At 59.5% G+C, this 22,345-nt stretch carries 20 protein-coding genes; 12 read left to right on the forward strand and 8 right to left on the reverse strand.

Annotated elements, in window-relative coordinates; genetic code table 11:
* Positions 1-381: 381 nt before the first annotated feature.
* Together ABFX19_RS03970 and ABFX19_RS03975 are read left to right on the forward strand one after the other, a co-directional pair.
* The gene (locus tag ABFX19_RS03970; RefSeq protein ID WP_346027561.1) at positions 382-1,779 is read left to right on the forward strand and encodes a hypothetical protein; all 1,398 of its coding nucleotides are present in this window, start codon (positions 382-384) and stop codon (positions 1,777-1,779) included.
* A 171-nt stretch (positions 1,780-1,950) separates the two neighbouring features.
* A complete protein-coding gene (locus tag ABFX19_RS03975) occupies positions 1,951-5,229 on the forward strand; it encodes a hypothetical protein (protein WP_346027562.1) in 3,279 nt (1,092 codons plus the stop codon).
* 713 nt (positions 5,230-5,942) lie between these two features.
* On the opposite strand, the gene ABFX19_RS03980 is transcribed toward ABFX19_RS03975, so the two are convergent.
* Positions 5,943-7,022 (reverse strand): DNA methyltransferase, encoded by a 1,080-nt coding sequence (locus tag ABFX19_RS03980; RefSeq protein WP_346028037.1) that lies wholly within the window; start codon positions 7,020-7,022, stop codon positions 5,943-5,945.
* 262 nt (positions 7,023-7,284) lie between these two features.
* Between ABFX19_RS03980 and ABFX19_RS03985 the strand changes: the two genes are divergently transcribed.
* A complete protein-coding gene (locus ABFX19_RS03985) occupies positions 7,285-7,524 on the forward strand; it encodes a hypothetical protein (RefSeq protein WP_346027563.1) in 240 nt (79 codons plus the stop codon).
* Between the two features lie 61 nt (positions 7,525-7,585).
* On the opposite strand, the gene ABFX19_RS03990 is transcribed toward ABFX19_RS03985, so the two are convergent.
* Both ABFX19_RS03990 and ABFX19_RS03995 read right to left on the reverse strand, forming a co-directional pair.
* On the reverse strand, positions 7,586-9,289 hold the full coding sequence (locus ABFX19_RS03990; protein ID WP_346027564.1) for an AAA family ATPase: 1,704 nt from the start codon (positions 9,287-9,289) through the stop codon (positions 7,586-7,588).
* A gap of 178 nt (positions 9,290-9,467) precedes the next feature.
* Positions 9,468-9,698 (reverse strand): hypothetical protein, encoded by a 231-nt coding sequence (locus ABFX19_RS03995; RefSeq protein WP_346027565.1) that lies wholly within the window; start codon positions 9,696-9,698, stop codon positions 9,468-9,470.
* A gap of 144 nt (positions 9,699-9,842) precedes the next feature.
* Between ABFX19_RS03995 and ABFX19_RS04000 the strand changes: the two genes are divergently transcribed.
* On the forward strand, positions 9,843-10,307 hold the full coding sequence (locus ABFX19_RS04000) for a hypothetical protein (RefSeq protein WP_346027566.1): 465 nt from the start codon (positions 9,843-9,845) through the stop codon (positions 10,305-10,307).
* A gap of 144 nt (positions 10,308-10,451) precedes the next feature.
* Positions 10,452-11,069 carry a recombinase family protein gene (locus ABFX19_RS04005; RefSeq protein WP_346027567.1) on the forward strand — a complete coding sequence of 206 codons (618 nt, stop codon included), beginning with the start codon at positions 10,452-10,454 and terminating at the stop codon, positions 11,067-11,069.
* Positions 11,070-11,982: 913 nt separating this feature from the next.
* On the opposite strand, the gene ABFX19_RS04010 is transcribed toward ABFX19_RS04005, so the two are convergent.
* Together ABFX19_RS04010 and ABFX19_RS04015 are read right to left on the reverse strand one after the other, a co-directional pair.
* Positions 11,983-12,729: a nucleoside/nucleotide kinase family protein gene (locus tag ABFX19_RS04010; protein ID WP_346027568.1), complete on the reverse strand. Its 747-nt coding sequence runs from the start codon at positions 12,727-12,729 to the stop codon at positions 11,983-11,985.
* The gene (locus tag ABFX19_RS04015) at positions 12,726-13,655 is read right to left on the reverse strand and encodes a radical SAM protein (RefSeq protein WP_346027569.1); all 930 of its coding nucleotides are present in this window, start codon (positions 13,653-13,655) and stop codon (positions 12,726-12,728) included. Before ABFX19_RS04015 ends, ABFX19_RS04010 begins: the two co-directional genes overlap by 4 nt.
* A gap of 668 nt (positions 13,656-14,323) precedes the next feature.
* Between ABFX19_RS04015 and ABFX19_RS04020 the strand changes: the two genes are divergently transcribed.
* From ABFX19_RS04020 to ABFX19_RS04035, 4 genes are all read left to right on the forward strand, one after another.
* Complete coding sequence (locus tag ABFX19_RS04020; protein ID WP_346027570.1) at positions 14,324-15,091, forward strand: inositol monophosphatase family protein; 768 nt, start codon at positions 14,324-14,326, stop codon at positions 15,089-15,091.
* A complete protein-coding gene (locus tag ABFX19_RS04025) occupies positions 15,088-15,837 on the forward strand; it encodes a hypothetical protein (RefSeq protein WP_346027571.1) in 750 nt (249 codons plus the stop codon). The genes ABFX19_RS04020 and ABFX19_RS04025 overlap by 4 nt, the downstream gene beginning before the upstream one ends.
* Before the next feature lie 60 nt (positions 15,838-15,897).
* A complete protein-coding gene (locus tag ABFX19_RS04030) occupies positions 15,898-16,506 on the forward strand; it encodes a hypothetical protein (protein WP_346027572.1) in 609 nt (202 codons plus the stop codon).
* Positions 16,507-16,623: 117 nt separating this feature from the next.
* Positions 16,624-16,770, forward strand: a complete 147-nt coding sequence (locus tag ABFX19_RS04035; RefSeq protein WP_346027573.1) for a hypothetical protein — start codon at positions 16,624-16,626, stop codon at positions 16,768-16,770.
* 1,409 nt (positions 16,771-18,179) lie between these two features.
* Here the strand turns inward: ABFX19_RS04035 and ABFX19_RS04040 are convergent.
* A complete protein-coding gene (locus tag ABFX19_RS04040; protein WP_346027574.1) occupies positions 18,180-18,398 on the reverse strand; it encodes a hypothetical protein in 219 nt (72 codons plus the stop codon).
* Here ABFX19_RS04040 and ABFX19_RS04045 point away from each other — a divergent pair.
* Positions 18,397-18,852 (forward strand): hypothetical protein, encoded by a 456-nt coding sequence (locus tag ABFX19_RS04045; protein ID WP_346027575.1) that lies wholly within the window; start codon positions 18,397-18,399, stop codon positions 18,850-18,852. The genes ABFX19_RS04040 and ABFX19_RS04045 overlap by 2 nt on opposite strands.
* Positions 18,849-19,208, forward strand: coding sequence for an excalibur calcium-binding domain-containing protein (locus ABFX19_RS04050; protein WP_346027576.1), 360 nt, complete (start codon positions 18,849-18,851; stop codon positions 19,206-19,208). The genes ABFX19_RS04045 and ABFX19_RS04050 overlap by 4 nt, the downstream gene beginning before the upstream one ends.
* Before the next feature lie 308 nt (positions 19,209-19,516).
* Here the strand turns inward: ABFX19_RS04050 and ABFX19_RS04055 are convergent, their stop codons facing one another.
* Positions 19,517-20,518 carry a nucleotidyl transferase AbiEii/AbiGii toxin family protein gene (locus tag ABFX19_RS04055; protein ID WP_346027577.1) on the reverse strand — a complete coding sequence of 334 codons (1,002 nt, stop codon included), beginning with the start codon at positions 20,516-20,518 and terminating at the stop codon, positions 19,517-19,519.
* On the reverse strand, positions 20,515-21,111 hold the full coding sequence (locus tag ABFX19_RS04060; protein ID WP_346027578.1) for a hypothetical protein: 597 nt from the start codon (positions 21,109-21,111) through the stop codon (positions 20,515-20,517). The genes ABFX19_RS04055 and ABFX19_RS04060 overlap by 4 nt, the downstream gene beginning before the upstream one ends.
* A 502-nt stretch (positions 21,112-21,613) precedes the next feature.
* Here ABFX19_RS04060 and ABFX19_RS04065 point away from each other — a divergent pair.
* Positions 21,614-22,153: a hypothetical protein gene (locus ABFX19_RS04065; RefSeq protein WP_346027579.1), complete on the forward strand. Its 540-nt coding sequence runs from the start codon at positions 21,614-21,616 to the stop codon at positions 22,151-22,153.
* The last annotated feature ends 192 nt before the right edge of the window (positions 22,154-22,345 follow it).

The following is a 22,345-nucleotide window of genomic DNA, read 5'->3' on the forward strand; positions in this document are numbered from 1 at the left end:
GCACCTCGTACCGGCGATTCGCGGTAAATGCCACAGGATTTCCGATGTTTAATTCGGCCGGAATCTACGGTCTGCCGTCGCGCCGCCGTGCTGCCGCCGTCTACGCATGTTTCAGAGCATGGAACACATACTCCGTCGGTTCGCCCACCCAGGCATGACCGCAAACAGTCGTACCACCACTCATCAGTTGAGGGTCGCCCTCGCTCACAGGGTCGGCGGCATCTGCGACGCAATCTTGCACCGCTGGATGAGCACCGGCACTACAGCACGGTGTTGGATCCGTGATCCACCGGCACCGGTTACCGACCCTCAATGTCCAGTTCTGCGCGATCACAATGCCGCCAATCCTGCCTTACAGGGCTACAAGACCGGAGTAACACTATGACCACCAACGCTGTCCCCCGCCGCCGTTCCGGCGGCGACGCGATCCACGCCGAACTCGTCCCCTCCGCGTGCATCGACGACGAACTGTGCACCCAAGCTCGCCGCGACCCGTATTGGGACCGGCTCTGGGCGCCGGGCTCCCAAGCGGCCTGGATCGACAGCCAAACTGCGCGTCGCAGTTGGAAGTACAAGCTGGGCCGGGCCAACCAACGCAAAGTTATGGACGAAGCCGAAGCGATGCGCTACCTCACCTCCAACCGCGGACGAGCACCCCGCCAAGCCTTGTGGGGCGTGCTGGATTCCTGGCGTACCGTCTCTGCCGAGCAAGCTGCCGCGCTCAGCGGCTACCGGCTGCTGCTGGATCCGAACTTCTCACAGGTTAGTGCGTCCTTCGCGATGAGCGTCGTGGACATCGGCGTCTACGCCAGTCCTTACATGATGGCGCCGGGGTTGAGGCGCAGCAGCCTCTACCGGCCAAGCAACTCCACAGTGTTCGAAAAGTTGATTAAGGACACGCTCACCTGGCCGGAGTGGCTTTCGGTCACCGGCAGTTATCCCTGGAGTTCCGGCGGCCAGTACGACCGGCACAACATCCTGGCTGTCGAATTGGCCCTTCGGGCAGCCGAGTACCTTCCCATCGGGACCATCATGGGGGAGAAGTTCTCCAGCGTTGACCTGCTCGCAGGATCGGGGCTTGGCAAGAGATTGCATCGCCCCGACAACCGGCGTGCTGACGGGACCATCGTGCGATCTGACGGTATGCGAATCGCCTACGAACTGACCGCCTCAGCGACCAAGGGGTTCGAAAACAAGGTCCGGCGCTGGGCGCAGATCATCAGTGAGCGTCCGCTCGAAACATCTGGGCTCACCGTCGTGTTCGTCGCAGCACCCCACCCCAACCTCGGTTTCGGCGGCCATACGGATCCTCGTCAGGAAATCTACCGCCGCCTCGCGAAGGTGCTGCGTGAATTCCCCGGCACCGGCAAGGACTCACCTGCCGCACGCATCGGCGTTGCCTCCTGGGATGAGTGGTTCCCCGCCCGCCACGAGATGAGCGAAGCGTTCTTCAATCTCCAGGCTGACTTCGCGATCAACGACGGCAAGGGCTCTGACCGGTGGGCAAGGCGGAGCATGCTCGACATGGAGTTCACCCCTTGGCACACGTTCGATGCGACCGCCGTCATCGACAACTCCAAGCTGCTCACGGCCACACCGCACTGGCTTCGCAAGGGCGAGCACACCCACCTAATTGGCACCCCCATGGACCGCGCCGGAGTGCAAGTCCCTCATCCGGCACCCGCACGGCCGGAACTGTCCAAGGGCCGCCTGCTCGGGTCTGGTGTCGGCGTCGCCGGGGACGCGCAGCTGCCGGCACGGTTACGAATCATCGGCTGACCACAAGAGCCCACCGCTGCGCTTGTCTTGACGATCTGCGAGAGTCGCGGCCTTGCGCATGGGGTGGGGAGAGTTCAGCGGGACGCCGCACACATGACTGCCACGGCCGGATAGCAACGGCCCACAGCAACACCTACCCGCAACAGCAACACCCTACCGATACGGAGCATCATGCCCCCCGAAAGTTCGAACCGCCACGAGGTTTACGCCCGTGATCATCTGGTGCACGTGGAGCACAGCTTCCAGCTCGCCCCAGAGGACGCACCGAGTGAAGACGACTTCGCCCGGCTGCGCGAGAAAGATTCCTCACCATCGAGCGTCACAGGACTGACCATCACCGAGCGCACCACCGGTGCGGAGAATGTTGCGGCGCCTGAAGGGCCCGCGACACCAAAGCAGGACGCGTGGAACGCCCTTCGTCGCACGACTCCTGACCTCCCGCGGTGGACACCCGCAGACTACGCCTCCTTCATCAACGGCTCCGGAGCAGCCAAGCTCGCCGGCGCCGGTGTGGCACCGTTGGTCGCAGCGGCGCGCGGCTACTCCGGGATCGATGCCTCTAACTGCACCGCCCAGATGAAGAGTTTCGGCATCAAGACCGTCACCCGGCAGGGGCGGCGGATGAAACGCTGCATGGGCGAAAGCCCCGGCCAGGACGGCATGGCAATGCCCTGGTATTCGGTCGCCGACATCCAGATAGCCTCCCGCAACGAAGCCTCACCCTTTCCCGCCCCATTCACACACCAGGTCCGGCCCTCGCACCCCGAGGACAACGACCACGGCAAGCCGATCGAGTACGAGTTCGTCCAGGAGATAAGTACTCCTATGGACGTGCACCCGGCCACCCCGGTCAGCTGGATCGACAACACCCCGGTCGTCATGATCACAGAGGGCATGCTCACGGGCGACGCCGCGTTGAGCGCTTACCTGCGCGCTAACGGCGTCTCCTGGGGCGACCTGCGCAGCGCCGGCGTCGACAATCCCGCAGCCAAGCTGCGTTCCCTCATGGCGGCCATCCCAGCTGAGAATCGCGTCCTGATCGTCTCAGTCGAAGGCATTCACAACGCCACCCGCAAACCATTCGACTGGCGCGAAATCAATCTCAAGGACCGTACCGGATGGATCGCGTTCGACGCGGACATGGCTTTCAACCGTTACGTCCACAAGGCGGCCGAGGACCTCTGCGAACGCCTGACCGAGAGGTCCAAAATGAGTGAGCTGCTGTTTCTCAATCCTCAGGTTGTTCGCGGCGATGAGGGCTTGACGTCCAAGGAAAGCGTTGACGATTTCCTCGCCAAGCACGGCACCTGGGACGACCTGGTCGGGCAGCTCACGAAGGCCATGCCTGCCGCACCGCCACGCGACCCACAGGAACGCCACGGAAACTGGAGGATCCCCCCGAGCGGCCAGACCGCCGAGGAGTGCGTAGCCATCAACAGCGGCCCCGGCGGGACCATCGGAGGCTACCGGTGGGAGGAGCGGGTCAAGCTGGGCGGCCGCATCCTGTCTCTGGAGACCCGGCGCCAGCCCACGAGCCGGGAGCTTGAGACCGGCGTCTTCGACGCAAACGTCAGTGTCCACGACGTTAAGGACTCGACGGTCGAAATCGAGGTCAGCTGGAACGAGAACGGCCAGGACCGCTCCGCGATCGTGAGGGGCCCGGAGAGAATCCTGAGCTTCCCCCCGGCTGAATGGGTGCGCGAGAAAGCGGTCATCCCCTCAAAGTTGCTGTGCCACCGCGAGTGGCCGCCCCGCTTTGTCAAGGGCGAGAAGTGGATCTCCGCAGTGAAGGCGCACCGCGCCGACGAGACGGTCATCAAGACCAAGTGGATGCAGATGGGATGGGTTCCCGTTGAGGGCGCGGCCCCTGCGTTCCTGACCGGCGACCAGATCATCGGCGACACCGACAGCACCGAGCAGACTTCTTGCGGGGTCGACGTCAAGGAAATCCCGGTGGCTCCCCACTTCGGTGTCCAGTACCCAGACAAGAAAACAGACGGCGATTTCGAGGACGAGGAGTACCGGGACCTGGTGCGCGATGATTTCCGCAAGGTCTGGCGTGCGTACATCACCGGCGGACCGGAAGGCCCTGCCTGGACCGACGAGGCCACCGCTGCGATCGTCCTGTCCGCCGGCCTGCGCCCGGCCATTCCGCTGCGCCCGCGCTCCACCGTCTTCTTCTGGGGGCCTCCTAACGCCGGCAAGTCCTTCAGCGCCCAGTGCGCCATGTACTTCTGGGCACGCAACGGCGGCGACTGGCAGGACCAGCTGCCCGGCGCTGCCAAGGACACCGTGGCGTACATCGAGCACTGTGTGGCTCATATGCCCATCTGGGTGGTCGATGATCTGGCGCCGTCCGCCCTGCGCCAGCAGGCCGAGGCTGAGTCGGCGAAGCTGGCTGACCTAACCCGGTCGATCTTTAACAACTCGCCCAAGGGCCGCATGAACTCGGACATGACAAGCCGCAAGGTCAACAAACCGATCGCGCAACTGATCATCACCGCCGAGAACGAGCTCACCACGCCGTCCGCGAAGGAACGCCTCATCCCCGCATACATCGGCCCGGGCAAGCTCAACCCCTCACGCATCGCCACCGACCACATCAATGAGCTCTCCAAAAAGGACCGCGTGCAGGCGCGGTTCACCCTGCACCTGCTGCGTTTCATCCGGCGCGAAGCAACCAGCACCAAGGGTGGCTGGGGAGCCTACTTAGCCAGGCTGGAGGAGATCCGTCATAGTGACTCCAAGGCCGTGGCAGGGATGATGAAGGAGATGAACGCGGCGCAGGGATCGCTTGAACGGACGTCGAAACTGGCAGCTGATCTTCTGCTGACCTTCCAGGTGCTGCGCTTGCTGGCGATCGAGCTGGACATGGAGCGCGAATTCATCGAGCAGTTCTCAATCGCTGCCATCGGTGTCCCGATCGTGCGTCTGGTCACGAACGCCCACGAGGAGAACAAGAAGGCCTCCCCAGGCCGTTCACTGCTCTCCGCGCTGGCGTCCCTGCTCGACTCCGGGCAGGGACACATCATCAGCGGTGACGATCCCGCACGCCCGCCCGTGCCTGGTGAGGTGGAGGGTGCAGACCTGGCCAACCACAAGCTCGGCTGGGCAGCTAGCGCGGGCGGCGACGGCTTACGACCCAGCGGCAATAGTATCGGAACACTCGTGACCTTGAAGGATGAGAAGGTAGTCCTATTCTCCGTGGACACCGCTTTCGAGGCTGCGAAGGGGGCCTACCCATCTCTGATCCAGCCCGGACAGGGAGCACCCTCGGCATGGGCCGCGGTATGGAATGAGGGTCTCGCACCGGGCTTCATCGAACGGCAAACGAACACCCGTGGAACGCTCCTCAACACCCACCGGGCGCGCCAGGGGTACAAGCGGTTCTCAGGTGTACCGGTGCCCCTGGCCACCATGCTCACCGGCGGCCATCCCGACCCGTCCTGATGGACGCCGTGGAATCCGCTGCGGCTGCCTAAACCCATCCAAGACCGCCAAGAACCAAAAACACCGAAGGACCGCTCCTCACTGGAGCGGTCCTTCGGTGTTTTGTCGCAGCGAGGTAGCGTCCGGCTAGTCTTCGGCAGCAAACCGGCGGGGCGGATTGGGGTGAAGCGCGACCAAAACCGTGTCCCGGGCGTGGACTGACCCGCAGTGTCCGACGCTGCCCGACCAAGAAAGGGACCGTGGTTGGACGGTATAACGCCTAGTCAGACCCACTTTTAGGGTGATTTTCGGCGGGTGACCGACCAGACCGACCGGAAAACAGGACACTTAGGAGAGAAGGGATATATATAGACCGGAGGGGGATGGGGGTTATATGGGTCCCCCTCCGTGTGGAGTATATATATTTTGTGAGTTAAGTCGGACAGATAGATATATATAGCCTTCTGGCCAGTAACGGCGCGGAAGTCGGTGTCCGACCACCCGGTCGGACAGGCGCGGACAGAGTCGGACAACCTAAGACTGGCTCGGTCGTCTTCTCCGGGCTCGGGATCCGGCCCTCGGCACAACTTTTCGCCGACACGAACGGAACTTTTGGGCGGTCAGCAGTCCTAATGGTGAGAACCGCCGCTGGCGGTCAAGGACGCCCTTCCGGAGGAAGACACCAGGGCAACCGGGTACCTCAGCCATGAAGCGCGCGGCGTCGATTCGAGTGTTCAAAGATGAACGTCCGCCCGAACCTCGATCTCCGATCCGTTTTCCAACAGACTGGACATTCTTGGCAGGAGGTACCCTTCCATGGTCTGGCGGTTCTCTTCGACTGCAATCCAACGCCGCCCAAGCTTCTGTGCGACTGCCACGGTGGTGCCCGACCCTGCGAAACAGTCAAGGACGACGTCTCCGGGCTCAGAAGCCAGGTCCAGTATGCGCCGCAGTAAGCCTTCCGGCTTCGCACTGGTGAACGGCCGACCTGGGAATAGCTCCTGCTGCTGACGGGCAGCGTCCTCGTTCGTTTCCATCCCACCGAATTGCCATGACCAGAGGTTCGTGACCAGTTTCGGTCTCCCTCCCGGTGCGATATAGCTGATGCGAAATGGCACCTTCGGAATTAAGAACTCGGCACCATCGGAAATCAACTGGTTCACCTTGGCCGCCGAATAACGCGAGGGGAGCGTCATATGCAGCCAGGTCGTGTTGCGGCCGCCGGATACAGTGACGTCCTTGGTGAGATGCGCGTCGATGCCTGGAGATGAGTGGTCGCCCGCGGTGTAGGTTCCGTCGCCGCAATTGAACCTGACGGTACCCGGCGGGAAGGCGAGTTCGACGACCCGGTTTCCCCTATGGGCAAGGGGCGTCCGTGTGCCACGTCTCGTGAATCCCTCCGTGAGGGGCGGAAGCTTTCGGCGATCCTTTGCGTACACCAAAACGAAGTCCGTCACCGAGGACATTTGTCCGTGCACATAAGCCGGGCGCCGTGTGCGTTCCCAGGTAATGATTCCGGCGGAATTGTCCGCGCCGAAAAGCTCATCGCAAAGCACCCGTGCTGTGCCGAGTTCATTGGCATCCACATGAAGCCATAGCGAGCCGTCCTCCCGGAGCAAGGAGTGCACACTCTGCAGGACTTCACCCATGAGGTCGGCCCATCCCCGGGTCGTCCGGTGATCCCGATAGAGGCCGCGGGTTGAGTGAGCCCCACGAGTGTTGAACGGGGGATCAAGGTAGCAGAGCTTCACGCTGCTTTCCCAGCCGACGGCCAAGAATCTTGGCAGGACACGGCGAGCGTCCCCAAGATGCATTGAATTGGAAGTGATCCCCGGAAAACTCACCCGCTAATTCTCGCCTACGTGGAAAGCTCTGCCCGACATCCTGCACGCACCCTGAGGACATGTCGGAGGTCTGTTGCCTTGAAGTGAGAACGGGAAGACTTTGGCGGGATGCCGCACACATGACTGCCACGACCGGACGGCGACTTGCCCCGGACAACAGCAAGCAATGGAGAACCATCATGACCACCGCAGATTCGAACCTTAACGAGATCAAGACTGCCATGAACACCTGGTGCAGGCGGAGCGCAGCTACCAGCTCGCCCAGGAGAATGGACTCGGTGACGATGACTTCCCGCCGCTGCGTGACGAGGATGTCCCAGCCGCGATCTGGCTGGGTGCCGTCGCGTTGTTCATCACTGAGGACGGGCTCGACGGGAACGCTATCGTCGCCCGCAACCAGGAGCCCATCCTTGCCGCGCGAGCGGCCGGGTTCACCATCGGGGAAATCGCCGAGTACGCGGCGCTCAAATAGCGCGACCAACTCCAAGCACCACCACAAGATTCCACTTGCAGGATCCTCCACCGGACGCGACTTAGGTATGGCTATTGGCTGCCTCAATTAGGAGAATGACTTCCTGCACCTTCTTTTTCAGATCGAAGGGCCACTCGCTTTCCCAGTTCTGCGTCACAACTTTCGAGATCGCGACTTTACTCGGTTGCTTGATGCCGAGCCGGTCAGCAGACAACGGATTCGACCAGCGCCTCTGAGCAGATAGCGTTCGTTTTTTGGTGGAGGGATGCGCCGTGTGTATCGCGCTCGTGAGCACAAGTTCCGGGACATAGTTCTCAACGGTGTAGCCGGCAGTTACCCAAGCCATGCCCGTCGATGGATCGCTGTTGAGATCAGCGATCACCCGTTGCTTACTATCATTGAGGCGGGTGCTGCTGCTCGTCTTATCGGAGTCAATCAGCACCATCATGAACCGATTGAGATTGCGAAGGGAAATGAACTCCTGAACTTCGTCGGCGTCAAGTGGCGATAACGCACTGAGCAAGGCTCCGCCATAAAACATGATGGAGTAGTGCGTTCCTTCAACGAACTTGCTTGGAGCGAGGAGCTCGATCCAGTGCTTGAGATAGATGCGGTCGGAGGGTCCTTCAACCCACAGGACTGCATTCGTCTGCACCAGGTCTGAAGGGCGGTAGCCAAGATCCGCACACACCGCCGCCCTCTCCTGCGCTGCGCCCGCGTACCGGAGGCGTGAGATACCCTCCTCGCGGGTAACGTGAAAGATGCTCCCAATCTCTGAGTCGAGCATATGGGCAGAATGAGTGGCGATGAAGTACTGATTCGTTGTGCTCAGCGCCAAGTATCGAAGCAGCTTGCGCTGAAGGATCGGATGCAAATGCACCTCAGGCTCCTCGACGCACAGAATCGAGTTTTGAGTGACCGTCGCTGCAGCCGCTATGATCACTACTTCATGAACGCCGGTTCCTATATTTTCAATGGGAAGTGTGCGCCCCCCTTGGGTGACATGGATGGTCGATAGATCGTGAGGTACATCGATCGTAATTGTGGCGTCGTCTAGGACGGAGCGGACGAACTCCTGCACTTTCAGGAAGATGCTTTTGTCTTCCAAACGGTCTGTCGACGGATTCTGCAACTCTAGGAGACGGCGTTTGATGCTCTGCCCGTTCAAGTCGGGAACCTGGCTGCTGTCCTCGGAGATTGTCCTTACGCCACCTACCGTGAAGGCAGACGGAGCAAGCGGGCGTTGCTTAACAATCCACTGAAGAACCCGAAGCGCGTCGTCTCCTGAACTCCCGCCCCAGCTGCTGGTCAGAGCTTTGGACAGGGCGGCAGCCAGCCCCTCATCGCCTGCATCGCGGGCCATCCGCCTCAAAGCTTCACCATCGATAGCTCCTTGTCCTGAAATCCCGAAGCTAACGAAGTCAGGGTCCAGCGGGGAAGCTATCCCGGGAAGGCAGAGAAACTTTCTCAGCGATTCAAGTAGGTGACGAGGCTGACTCTTCATCTCTCCCCAAATGAGGACATCTGAAATTTTATGCAGCTGAAGCCGCACGAAGGTGTGTTCAGCATCTCCAAGTGGGCGGTCCCACTTGGAGACTGGCTTTTTCTCGTCGGTGAACGTATCGGCAATGACTCGCAGAATGTTCGACTTTCCGGTGTTGTTCTGACCCGCGATGAGGTTGACCCTGCGTAGAGGAAAGAGCGCTGCTGGCTGCTCTGAAGAAAAGCTTCTGTAACCCCGAAAGACGAACCCGTTGATTAACACAATTCCATCATCGCTTGCCGACGGGCCAGTGCGGCGTAAGCCGAACCCTCAACGCGCGGCAGGGCACGCTGACGGCCGACTCACTGCCGGCAAGCTGGGCCTCCTGGCGGTGAGGTTGGCCGTCGTCTACTTTGGGAAGTACCGCCAGATGCCCTCTGTGAGGACGTCTACCGCATCATCAGTCACGCTGATGGCCGTCTTGGTCATCGATGGCGTAGGACGGGTGCTGTATACCGCCAGCCCATTTCTCTGCTGCCGCTAAAGAGTTACCGGGTGCACCGTCGGGCGCGAGGTGCGGGCAAATCGAAAAGGGAACTACTCCCAGTGCGCTGTCGTCACCGGTCATCGGCTCCCAGCCGACGAACTCACGACCGATCTGCGGGGTCAACACCATGCTGCCAGCGCTCATCGCGCACAGCTCGATCATCAGGTGCTGGCCTTCGGAGGCCGGTCCGTGCCGTACCGCCCCAACCTCCGTCTAATCGCGGTGAGAGTTCATGGCCGATCCGCACACATGACGAGCTGTGAAGATCATCCGACGGAGGAGTAACAAATGAACCAGCCATACCACTATTGCGCGGAAGCAATTCAGCAGGCATGTGAGGGAATTCGGAGCGCACCATATGGCGTCGCCGAGGAGATGTTAGACGACGTTTTGTTCCTTGGTGCCGTGGCCCTCAAACTCGAGGACGTTGTTACGTATTCCGCCCGATGGGTTGAAGAGCACCAGCAACTAATCCTGGCGAACCGCGACGGCGGTGACTCATTCGTGGAAGTTGCCGAGAGGGCCAAGGATTTAGCGGCGGCGAAGGACTGGATGTCCCGATTCTGCGACGCTGTCTACCCGCAAGAGGACAACCCGAGAGTGAAGCTGCTCGACTTCGCAGGGGAACTAGAGGCGCTCTCCTTCTCCCGGGCGGTCCAGGTTGAATTCGTCGCCCTTGCCTTCCTTCTAACCGACCCCGTCTGGCGCGCGCAGTTGTTGATTAATCTCGCCGCCGAGTCGAGGAACAAGTAGAGACACGGCAAGGGACTGTCCGTATGGGGATCGCCTACCGGAACAAGGGCATTCACAAGAGCAAGTATCGGCAGGGGCGTCCGTTACACCCGTCCGATGAACTGTCCGGAGAACGGGTGCCAAAAGAACACGATGGAGAAGAGCATGAAGATCGGATACGCCCGGTGCAGCACCGCGGAGCAGGACCTCGCAATTCAACGAACCCAGCTCCAGGAGCTCGGTGCTACTCGTGTCTATTTCGATCACGGGTTGACTGGAACTAACAGGGATCGGCCAGGTCTTCGAGAGGCACTTGCCGCAGTTCGCGAGGGGGACATTTTGATCGTCGCCAAGCTGGACCGGCTCGCAAGATCCCTGCCTGACGCGCGGGACATACTGGAGGAACTGAACGCGCAGGGAGTAAGCCTGCAGTTGGGAACCTCGATCCACGACCCGAAAGATCCCATGGCCCGCTTGTTGTACAACACGCTGGCTATGGTGGCGGAGTTCGAGGCGGATTTGATCAGGTCCCGGACGCGCCAGGGCATGCAGTTGGCGAAAGCCAAAGGGCGACTCCGCGGCCGGCAACCGAAACTCAGCCCTAAGCAAGAGGCACATCTGGTGTCGTTACATGCAGCAGGTGAACACACCGTGAGCGAGCTCGCCGAATTGTTCTCTGTATCCCGGGGGACGGTCTACCGCGCTATCGAACGGTCCCGCACCCGAGTTGCGGCGCTTAGCTACACCCCCGCAACTTCCTCCACCGCCGCGCCGCCCGGGTGAAACCCCTCATTCCAACGCTCAGCGGGGCGTTCATCACTTCTAAGGGACACCATGAGATTCAAAGAGGCGCTTGTCTTTGCGCTCACCACCGACCTGCTCTTGGCCAATTCGGCGAAACCCGCATCCTTGGTGGGGTGCGGGTTTTCTGCTTCCTCCGGTTACCGCCACTCCCCCAGCGCATCCAACAGTTCGATGCGGCCGGTCATTGAATTCACCGTTCCGGAGCCTGAGCCGTGCGTGTACAGCCACCGCTGCACACCTCTCTCGGATGGCCCGCCGAGCTGTCGGGGAGAGCGCCCGTGGTCGGCGATGAATTGGAAGACGGCCGCATACCACTGGTCCCACCGGAAGCAGCGTGGACGAGTAATCCTCAAGACACCGCGGGGCGCGGGTCGACATACCCTGAGTCACGCACCGCTTCCCGGGACAAGCCTGCCAGGCGGCCTCGGGCCGGCTAAGGACCATTACAGACTTACCCGCTGGTCACGGATCTTGCCGCCGAGGGGATTCCCTTGGCGGTGACCTGCAGGGTGTTGAAGTTCAGTAAGCAGCGATCACGACCTGGATCGAGCCGTCTTATCACCGCCGGCGGCGGCAGCGGCGATTAGGAAAACTCACGCCCACCGAATATGAAGCAATCAACCGGTCCGCGCTAATAGCGGCCTAAGACCCCGAGTCAACCAAAGCCGGGGCAGTCCCCCTTGGCCACCAGATCGACTAGAGGGGTACTAGTAGTGCCACTAAGATCTGCACCAGTTCCGTTGCGGACCGCGGGATATTACGCCTGACCTGTCAAGAGGTGTAACGCCATCGGTGCGCCAAAAGTAAACACCTAACCGCGCCGACGGACATCGCCCACGACGAAACAATCAAGAAGAACACGCGTAAAAGCGAAGAGCCGTCTTGGAGAAGGCTAAATTATCCTAACGGGGACCATCAAGGGTGCGGCATCAACGCAACCCGGCCAATTGATCGCAGCCAAGTATGACTGACTCAAATTCACTACGCATGCTCTCGACTGATCCGATGCAGTGCGCAAGAAGCTGTCAAGGGCGGTTGGGGTTGAGTCTCTCCACGCTTTAACAACAGCCACTAATGCGTCATGAAATATCTTGATACCTGTTTCGGCATCGGCAGGAGTGGGATGAATAATCAGATGAGAGTTATCCATCACAACCTGAAAAGGCGCTCGATCCGCAAAAATATCAAAACCATATCGGTGAACAAAACGGTGCCTCGTCAGGGTATCCTTCTCATCGACGTGGCTCATAGCCTCGTCAATTGCAAGTACCTTCTCTTGGAGATGGGATACGCGGCACTTGACTGCCCGCGAGTATCGATCCGATCCGATCCAGATATTGAGAGTCTCACTACCACTCCTCCACGGCAAGGCCCAAGAATCAATGACACAATCCTGTCCACTTGCCAAACACGCTGAAAGCGCCGCATCAACGAGGTCATCGGCGGATTGATCGCGATCGCGGGAGTGTTCAACTTCCTTCAGCCGCCTCAGCCACGTATGGCCATCCTCAACAGATTGGCCGAGGGCAGACAACAATAGGTCTGTGGTATGCAGAGCGTCGATTCTCAACTCTGTCGCAAGCAAGCGGGTATGCGTTGTTTTTCCAGCAGCAGTCAGTCCACTTAATATAACTTTCACCTAGAATCCTGCTTGAACCAGTTGGCATATCTCAATTCATGCTTGCCGCGATCAAAGGATAGGGCCTCCGACAAATCAAAGAGATGATCAGTGAAAACAGACCCGACAGTAGGAAACGTCCCATCTTCAGTGCTATGGTCGCGGCCGAAAACCGCACCAGCAGGGTTTAGCAGAAGGTACAACCCTATGCGATCATCTACAGACAGAGTGCTTATCTTCGGCTTCAGCTCCTGCGAAGCCGAGTTCATCAAGACCGAGACAACTGACCTGTACTCGACGTCCGATATGGCATACCTGTCACGGTTAACATAACCTTCCTCGACAGGCGAAAACTGCTGAATCCCCCATCGGGTGAGCATCTTTCTAGAGTGCATCGCGTCGGCCATAGCCGGTATAGATGCAGCGTTTTCGGCCGAGATAATCGTTCGTACAATATATGGCTTTCCTTGCGAGTCCAACAGATCGAGCAACCGGTTTACCCGCTTGAAATTATCTTTCTTATTCCTAAACTGATCGTGAATATCAGCAGTCGCGCCGTCCAGTGAAACGCCAACCAAATCGGCCTCCGACAAGACCGCAGCAAGTTCATCAGGTCGGTGATGAGCATTGGTTAGCACCTCAACAAACATTCCGAATGACTTTGCATATGTAATGAGCTGCGACAGATCTTTCCGAAGGCTCGGATCACCACCGGTGAAGACCATGTGTGTTACGCCCGAGTAGGCTAGAGCGCCGAGCAGAAGCCGGGCCTTGTTCGTGTCGATCGGGTCACTACGGCTACGAAAACAAAAAGCACACGACAGATTGCATCTATCCCAGCAGTCCCAGTGAGCGCGGACCACTCCGATCCGCGCAAAAGAACCCAGGCACGATTCGTTTTCGCTTCCAGATGCACAAGCTAGACACCCTTGTTCAGGCAGACTCATAATCGGCTCTCAAACTCACCCATGCTCCGGACGATACCTCTATCCTCGCGAATTGCGCCAGATACAAGTGGGACGACTGTGCCAATGAGCAGTGACCGACCTGTCAACTGTCAAGAGAACGGAGACAGACATCAGTAGAGCACTGAGCGCGCCCGCCGACAAGACGCACTTCCGCGGCGAAGCCTCGATCACACCAATGATGCTAGCCTCACTGATCTGCACGACGGTCGTCTACGACAAAGGTTACTTGACCCCACTGCGCTACCGGTGACATCGGCGATGCTTATTGCGTTGATGAGGCCCTGGCGCTATTTCCCCATGGTCTCTACCCGGGCTTCCTGCCCGCATAAGAGCCACGTCCACGACCCCACAACTGCCTCAAGACCGATTTCAAATACTCATAGGCCATTAGAGTGCTTGTATGGCATCGTTCCTTCCGTTGGGTACATCGATAGGTAACCTCATTCCTAGGGGTTCATCCTCACTTGCTGCTCACCCCGTGAATCCTGCGGCCAGGGGCGCGTCTGGGAATCCCCCGTCCCGGAAAGAGCTCCGGCCGGATCTCACAGACGCGGACCTCTCCTTTCCTAACCTCTGCTATGTGGACTTCGCCTCTGCGGCCCTTGAGCACGGAGCCAAGTTGACTTGCAACAAGGAAGAAGGAAGACGTGGGCGCAAATAACCAACTTGCCTTGGCCTTTTCCCTAGCAGACGCGGCAGACGACATCACACTTAAAGGATTTCGCGCAGGTCGCCATGCCATTTCCACTAAGTGGGATCGCTCGCCCGTTTCCGAAATCGACCTCACGGTTGAGACCCGGCTCCGGCGGATTGTTGCAGATTCTCACCCCGGTGCTGGGTTTCTTGGCGAGGAATATAGTGAGGTTGGAGGGAGTGGAGAAAGATGGATTGTTGACCCCTTGGATCAAACTCGAAACTATCTCCGAGGTATAGAACTTTATGCGACTTTGCTTGCCCATGAAGTTGATGGAGAGATTCGAACGGCAGTCATATCGGCACCCTCGCTCAAATTGCGATGGTGGGCCACAAAAGGGGGAGGTGCCTTTGAAAATGGAACGCGGATTCAGACGTCTGAGATAGACCGCTTGGAAAACGCCATGATTTCGATTCACAGCCCACGAAAACTTGCGGCCGATGGAAGAGCATCAGGAATGGCGTCGCTAATTGCCGAAGCGGGTAGTACCTATGGCCTCGGAAATTTCTGGGCACATATGCTCGTAGCGCGTGGGGCTGTTGATTTGGCCGTGAGCATGGGCGGAAAGGACTGGGATTATGCTGCCCCATCGTTGATCGTCCGTGAGGCCGGAGGGAAGTTTTCAGATCTTGATGGAAACCAGGCACAAGTGTCCGGTAGCGCCGTATCGTCAAACTCTGCTCTTCACTCAGTGGCCATCGAAAAGATGCGACGCATGTGAGAGGGACACTGCAATCAATCTGGCCGCCCGATCCGTCTTCGCTTGTTTCGGCCGACTTCCTTCCCCTGACGCTCAAGGGAAGGTACCAGAAGCTGTTGTTAAGGAATCACGAGTCGCAGTTTTTGTTCAAGTCCTACGGGGTAGGTGACGGCCCAGCAAAGGCTGCCGAGATCGCCGCAGCAGACATATTGCAGATACTGGACCGTGAACGATCGGTCCCCGTTGCGGAGTTCACCTGGGAAGAACTATCAGGCACTATTCAACCTTATCTTGCTGATGCCCACGTCATTTCTTTATCCAATATTTGCGACGACGATTCACTATTAGTCAAAGTGTTATGCCGTCAGGTTGCTGATTGGACTCTAAGTAACCATGACGCCCACATAAATCACGTACTTTGGGAAGGCCGACGGCCCTTCTTTGTGGATTACGGCCAAGCCTATAAGTTCTTTCCTCATGATGTTCTGTCGACTGATTACTACCCCAATGTCTCGCGTCAACTGGAGCCTGTCTATAATGCACTACACCGCAGCCGGTCCCTCACTGCACACCAAAAAGCTGCTGTCCTCTCCGCAGCCGCTAGAATGTCAAGTACATTTCATGATCCCGTGTGGGAACTGCTGCGACCTTTTGCGGTAGAAAAGTTCGATCGGATTCAAGATCAGGAAGTATTCCTAGTTGAAGTGCGAAAGCGTGTTAGAGATACAGAGGCAACTTTTGAGGCGTTTCTGAAAGAACGGGGGTAAGATATGCATTTTGACGGTAAAGGTGCCTTCTCTAGGTACGCGGGTGCGGCGGGAGTGTCCTTGGCGGTAGCTTCCGGCATTCTGCAAGTTACCGGTGTTCCAGGCAGCATTGTTCTGGCAGCAGCTATTCTCGGTTTAGTTTTAGTCGTCTCCGGACTCTATGCCTTGTTCGTGCGGGCTAAGCCAGGACGCCCTAGGCGTATGAATCTCGGGGAGGTACTCGCCAAGTATGGAAAGGAAAGTCAGCAGATTGACTGCGTCTTCTCCGCAGGCGACCAGTTGCGGACATGTCTTGATGCTGGTGCGCACGATCCTAGAAAGGTAGTCCTTTCCACCGGAACGACGGTACGCCTTGTCACTCGACAAAGAAGCGACGGCGAGGAGATTCATGTCTTCAACAACATGCTGCGATTAGAGGAAAGAATTCAAGCGCTGCGTTCCACCTTCAGCCACAGGACTGCGGTGTGGGACAACTTCATGCTGGGCGGACTAATTTTCGAACATGTCGCCGCTGTAAAGTTCTATCATCGCAAGGGGGGACGAACAGCAGCCATTGGAGAGGGATTCTTAGTCGTTGACCGTAGACGCGGGGGCTACGAATCCGAACTTTTCGAGGCAATGCGCGTAGCTTTTGATTGCCTCTGGGCCTCAGCCAATTCCTCCCGCTAGGCAACGCATCCGCGGCCTGAACGCGACGCTGGCAAGCCCTGTCCTGCCCGCATAAGCCTGCCATGTTCCGGTTTACCGGTCGATGTTGTGAGGCGGCGTGTCCTTACTGTACTTCCCGTGGAACAGATGCCGGTATGTGTTTTGGTGCTGGTCGCTTCGGTGCCGGTTCCAACCATCGTGGATCTGGACACCGCGCAGGTCCTCGGTGTGGTCCCGCCCGTAAACGACGCCCAGGAACTGTCTGGCGTCCGGGTCCACGAATGATTGTTATCCACGGCTCAAACGGTCTCCATGCCTTCGTTCCCGGGTCCGAGAAGTAGCGCACGGACCGGAACCGGTGTTCATCGATGGTCGAGCATTCTCGGGCTGATCTTGTCCACGCCTGGCAGCTGCAGCAGACAGGCTTCGGTCACCGCCGCCCGCACCATCCATCAGGCCACGGCGAAGCCGGCAGGCCTCTCCGACACGGCCCTGCCGCAGCGGATGACCGCGTCCACCAGCTGGTCCCGCGGCCGGCTGGTAGAACGGACACGTCGCGGCACCTGCGCCGTGGATTCGAAGAACGAGAGCCGCTCGCATCCTGACTCTTCGCATTACAGTCCTTGGATTACAGCACCTCCACCGGCGGCTGGTCGGTTTCGACAATCACCTGCCGGCCGACAGTAAGCTCGGCAAAGAGACACCCGACTAGGTGAAAGAGCTGGCAGCCACACGCCTCTGACGTGAATGGGTTTGAGCATGAGTGAGCGTCTCGGAGCCAACGGAGGTCAGGTCAGCGCGGGACAGTTGCCGGGATTCGCGCACACCTCGGCGGGCTTGGCCTTCGCGGTCCGAGCGGCAGGCACAGCCTTAGTCGCGCTGGCACCCCTTGGGGCCGATCGTGCGGTTGCTGCGGGCCTGTGTTCATCCTGCCCTGAAGCATGCGTAGAGCGGGCCCGCACGGCCGGCACCGGCGCAGCCAGAGTGCCCGGAAATCGCAACCCGTATGGTTCGAGCTTGTCCGTCCTGTCCTACCGCTGTCCCATGATGTGGTCGGACAGGAACTTCCGCTTCAGTAAAGGGAAGGAGGGGCCATAGATAGATAGATATGACTTGTACGACTACTTAATTGCTACTTACACATAGGGGGCCCTATATCCAGCTTCCTCTTCTTCATCCCCAACTCTTCACCCTCTCTATATAAGTGTCCTGTTTTCCACCTAGCCAGATCGGACAGACCCGTTGGGAGGGGTTCAATGTGCCTGTGACTAGGCCTTATACCCTGAAAGCGTGTCCATCGAGGCTCCGGCCAGCGGTCGGACCGGGCTAAACGAAGGCGGGACAGCCGCATTCCGGGGAGTATGGCGCGTTGACCAGGCAGCGCCCCTCCCCTACCTGGCCGGCTCCCGGACAGCTTTGTGATCGTGGTTCCTTCGCTGCGTATGCCGAGCGCGACAACGCGCTGGCCCGCGTCGTCATACCGGACGCCGAAGTCGCTGACCTCTGTCCTCCCGTTGATGCCGAATTCGCTAAAGCGGAAGCTGTCCCCGTCATCCAGCCACGCCTTTGGCACGTGAGGTCGTGGCGGGCACTGGTGACCAGGTCGTGAAACGTCTCGTGGTCGGTGCGCGTGGGCGAGCTGTACTGCTCACTTCGGAAGGACCAGACCTCGTCTTCGTCGTCGGGGTATGAGATCAGCAAACCACGTCCGGTGGCTCGGTAAGCAGGAACGAGCCCCCGTCGACGTTGAGCAGCAGCACGTTGGTTCCTTCGCCCGGGCGGTACTGGATGAACCCGGGCTCGATCTCGCCCGGAATGTTAGCTTGCCGCTCGAAACTGGTGAGATCAACGAACGCGGGCCCTTGTCTCAAGAGAAACGCTCGCCCGGCGTGCACGGGTAGCATCGCTTCCATGAATGAGCACCCTCTCGATGACGTGGTATGGAGTGAATGGCTTGTCTTCGAGGAAGCCGCCCGGAGCGCCACCAACAAGCCTGGCGTCTACCGGGTCAGGCACAAAGATTCAGGTGCTGTTGTCTACGTCGGCCATGCGGGTCCGCGGGCAAGTGAAAGCCGGAATGGCGGCGTCCTTGGACGGCTGGCGAAATACCGCGGAGGGCACATGAGCGGATTGGGTTACCAGGCATTGAACAAAGCGGTACTTGATCCGGAATGGGTCGGTGCAAGGCTCAACGAGCTGCGATCCGGTGAAAGGCGGTTGGCTACCTACTGGGTCCAGCAGGCGATCATCTACGCGGACCTTGAAGTCTCGTGGACCGAGAGCGCCAACAAAGATGCCGCCAAACGGCTCGAGGCTCTGGTCAAGCGAAGCGGCCGAACGTCGGAAACGCTATGGAGCATAAGATGACAGATGCGTTCAAATTCGCCATTCTTGCTACTCCCGACGACGCTGGGGGAACCATGGACTGGGATATTCGCGAGGGGCTCAGTTCGACGATGTTCGGACTCGTCTTCTTCTTGATGCTGCTCGGAGGGATCAGCCTGTTCGGTGGTGGCTCGGAGTCAGAGCCGCGGCCGACCAGCACCTACGAGGAGCCGGCGACCGCCGACATCCAGCAGGTCGCTCCAGTGCAGCAGTACTCGAACTGGTCGTGGGACAACTGCGCAGAGGCCCGAGGCGCCGGCGCAGCACCGGTGTATGCGGGCGAGGCCGGCTACGGCAGCCAACTCGACCGCGACGGCGACGGGGTCGGCTGCGAGTAGCCCTCAAGGGACACCCGGCGCATACACTTACACCCCGGCATTGACGGGTATTCGCCCGGGGCAAAAAGATGAGGGACGACGGAACTATCTAGTGAGATTGGGACTTGTTGCAGAGAATCCGGTTGAGGTCCTGAACGGCCTGTACCTCGAACTCGTGAACAACGGATAACCTCAGCGCGACAGACTTGGTGAGATACTTCTGATGTGGCAAGCGATCCGTATGGGTGACTTTACCTGTGCAGCCTCAAACCAGAACTCGCGAGACCCCGCGCGGCCACGGGAGGTGGCTCGAACTGTTGATCGCCACTTCAAATCAGATGGGCGGCTGTGCGGGCTGTACTGAGGCATTCTTCCAGCGTTGGGGCATTGCCGTAGATCAGTCTTGCGGCTAGGTCGTACGAGCTTTGCATGTGTGCTCGGGCCGTCTGGTCGGGCGTGAACGCGGGACTAGTGGAGTACCCGCCAGCCGGTCGCTCACTGAATGAGAATCCTGCTGCCTCGGAGTGCCTGCCGATGTCTGCCACAAGGTGAGCGACGCCGCTTTGGCCAGCTCTCTGCAGCGCGGTCAAGACGCGGTCATCGGTAAGTAGGCAGTGGATGTCATAGAAGTGGCGGCCGCCGCGCTGCAGCGCGGCGTGCGCCTTTTCGTCAGGGAGCCGCGTCACCGCGTCATGGACTGCTGCCAGCTTCTCGAGCAGCGTGCGCTCCGGCGATAGCACCTCGACCGACACGGCGGCGTACTCCTCGTACTCTGACTCGTCCTGCCCGAGAGACTGGAGGGCAAACTCCGCTGCAATCGACCGGATGTGCCTACTTTCGGTCGGGAACGTTCCTCCGCGGGTTCCCATCTCCAGCAGGACCCCTTCGGTGATGTCGGGAGAGCCGTAGGTGGCCGGGAAGTGGTAGCGCATATTCCGCTTCACCCCTTTAGATGAACCCTCGGACGTTCGGCTGTCCAGCCCGAGGCCGAGGTGGTCTCCGACCCCTGTACAGATGTCTTTGAGCAGCCTGTCCCTCGCGCCCGGCGAGCAGCCGTCCGGGAATCCGATCAGGAGGTCGACATCTTCGGAAAAGCGTTCGATGATGCCGAAGCCGCGACTCAGACTGGTGCCGCCCTTGAATACGGCAGCGACGGGGAGAATAGCGCCACTCTTGTCTGTGACACTCCGGGGAGCCATCGCGGCACGGAGCACCTCGATGACCCAAAAGTCTTTCTCGACGAATGCTTGCGGGAGACCGCGGTCCCTGGCTGCGGCATCAACGAGAGCCTGAAGTTCGTCGGGCTCGGTGCGGAGCTGAGGGGTCGTCAAGCCGCCAGCGCCATTGTCAACTCGCTCCACCGGCGGCGGACGTCCGGGCTCTCCCGCGGCACGGCCGCGGCGATAAGGTCCGGGTGTATGCGCTTCTCTTTTACCGAGCGCTTGGCGGCGCTGACGAAGGCGGTCCAGCCGCTCTCAATTACTGCTGGTTCGCGCAGCACTTCCAATAGGGCAATGTCCAAGTAGGAAAGCTTCCGTCGGGCCGGGTTGTTCCTGGTATGCAGCTTGACGCCGTCCAACCCTTCCGGGGCTGGGCCGGAGATGGCGAGCTCAACCTTCGCCGGCACTTGGGTGGTCAAACCGAAGGCACGCGCGGCAGAGAATCCGCAAGGCCCGATACCTTCCTTGCCAAGGACCTCCAAGGCGGTGTCCAAAGTGTTGGGCCGTGCCATGCCGAAGCGGGTCTTAGGTCCTTTGAAGTACAGGCCGCGGGCAGCCTTGACGACTTTACCGTCTTTCGCTGCACGGGACAGCGCGGCACGGGAAGCCTCGGGCGACCCCGGAAGGTCACGAGCACGAACATACGACTTAACCGGGATGGTCTCCAGGTAGGCCGAAGCAGTCATCTTCGTGGAAGGGCTCATGTCACAAAACAATACGGAGTTCGTGACAAATGAGCAACCCGCCCGACGCTGTTCCGACCGCAGCGGATCACTGTTGGGCAAGCACTCCACTTGAGTACCAGATCTGCAGTGCGCAAGTCGTCAAGCCGTGCTAAGGCAAAGGCCACAGGCAATAATCAGGCCCATCACGTCCTCGTTGTCCACCCCCTGACCTCGTCGGCGAGGCCATCGGGTGTGTGTTCCACGCTTAGCGGCAGAGGCCACGCCCTCGGACCATCCGTCCATTGCAGGAGTTATTCCCTGCCCGATAATGAGGCTACGTCGGTCCAAAACTAAGAGCGCGGAAGTACACGTCTTTTTGTACGTGTGCCGTCAGTGTCGGTAGTTGCCTGTACGACCGGGTGCTCTCGCTCAAACCCCATACGACCTACGGACAGGTGACAGTTGGAGCGCCCGGCAACCCTGCCCAGTTCCCCGACACAGGGTTGCCGGGCTTACCTAGCCGCTCTGTTAGCTTTCAAGTATGGGGTTTTGGGAGACAGTGGGCACTGCGGTGATAACAGCGTTCATTACGGGAGTTGTCTTTCAGTACGTGTTCGCCCCCTGGCTGGAAGCCCATAAGGCGGTGAAGCTAGAGCAGGCCATGCTTGCCCACCAGTTAGCAGGCAAGCTTCGGCAGACCGCACTGATTCTGTTTGGACTAAAAAATTACATGGGCCGCACCGAAGACAACTATGTGAGCGACCGCGCGCAACAAAGAATGAAAATGTTCGAACTAGGACTAGTGCAGGATTACGTGGAACTTGCGGTCCCCCAGCGCTACGCGCTAGCCGTAGGCCGTGTCATCGGGGACGTAGACAACCTTCTGTCCTTCTACCGGCCGGAAGACGGTTATCTGGACGAAGCCCTGCAGGGCGTGCGGAGGGCCGCCACGATGATTAGCCCGACCACTCCGCCGTTCCTCAGGTGGTGGCATTGGGCACGCTGGCGTTGGCTGTACTGGCTGACCCGTAAACGGCGCCTTGCCGCCCGGGAACGTGTACAACTGGAAGGGCAGTCCTAGCCCTGCGTTTGCTCTACGGGATGGGTACCCGGTAAGGCCCGTGATAGCGGCCTTTATAGCACCTATCACCGCTGGCGTTGCCGCCGCGCCTGCCGCCTTGATGGAGCCGCGACCCAGACCCAGCTTCCCAAGTGTGGGGCTGCCCCCGATTCTGTTGACGCCCTGAACTGGTGAGCTGGCGTTCACGGATGG

Origin of the sequence: Arthrobacter parietis (assembly GCF_039530425.1) — a bacterium.
Classification (GTDB): Bacteria; Actinomycetota; Actinomycetes; order Actinomycetales; family Micrococcaceae; genus Arthrobacter_D; species Arthrobacter_D parietis.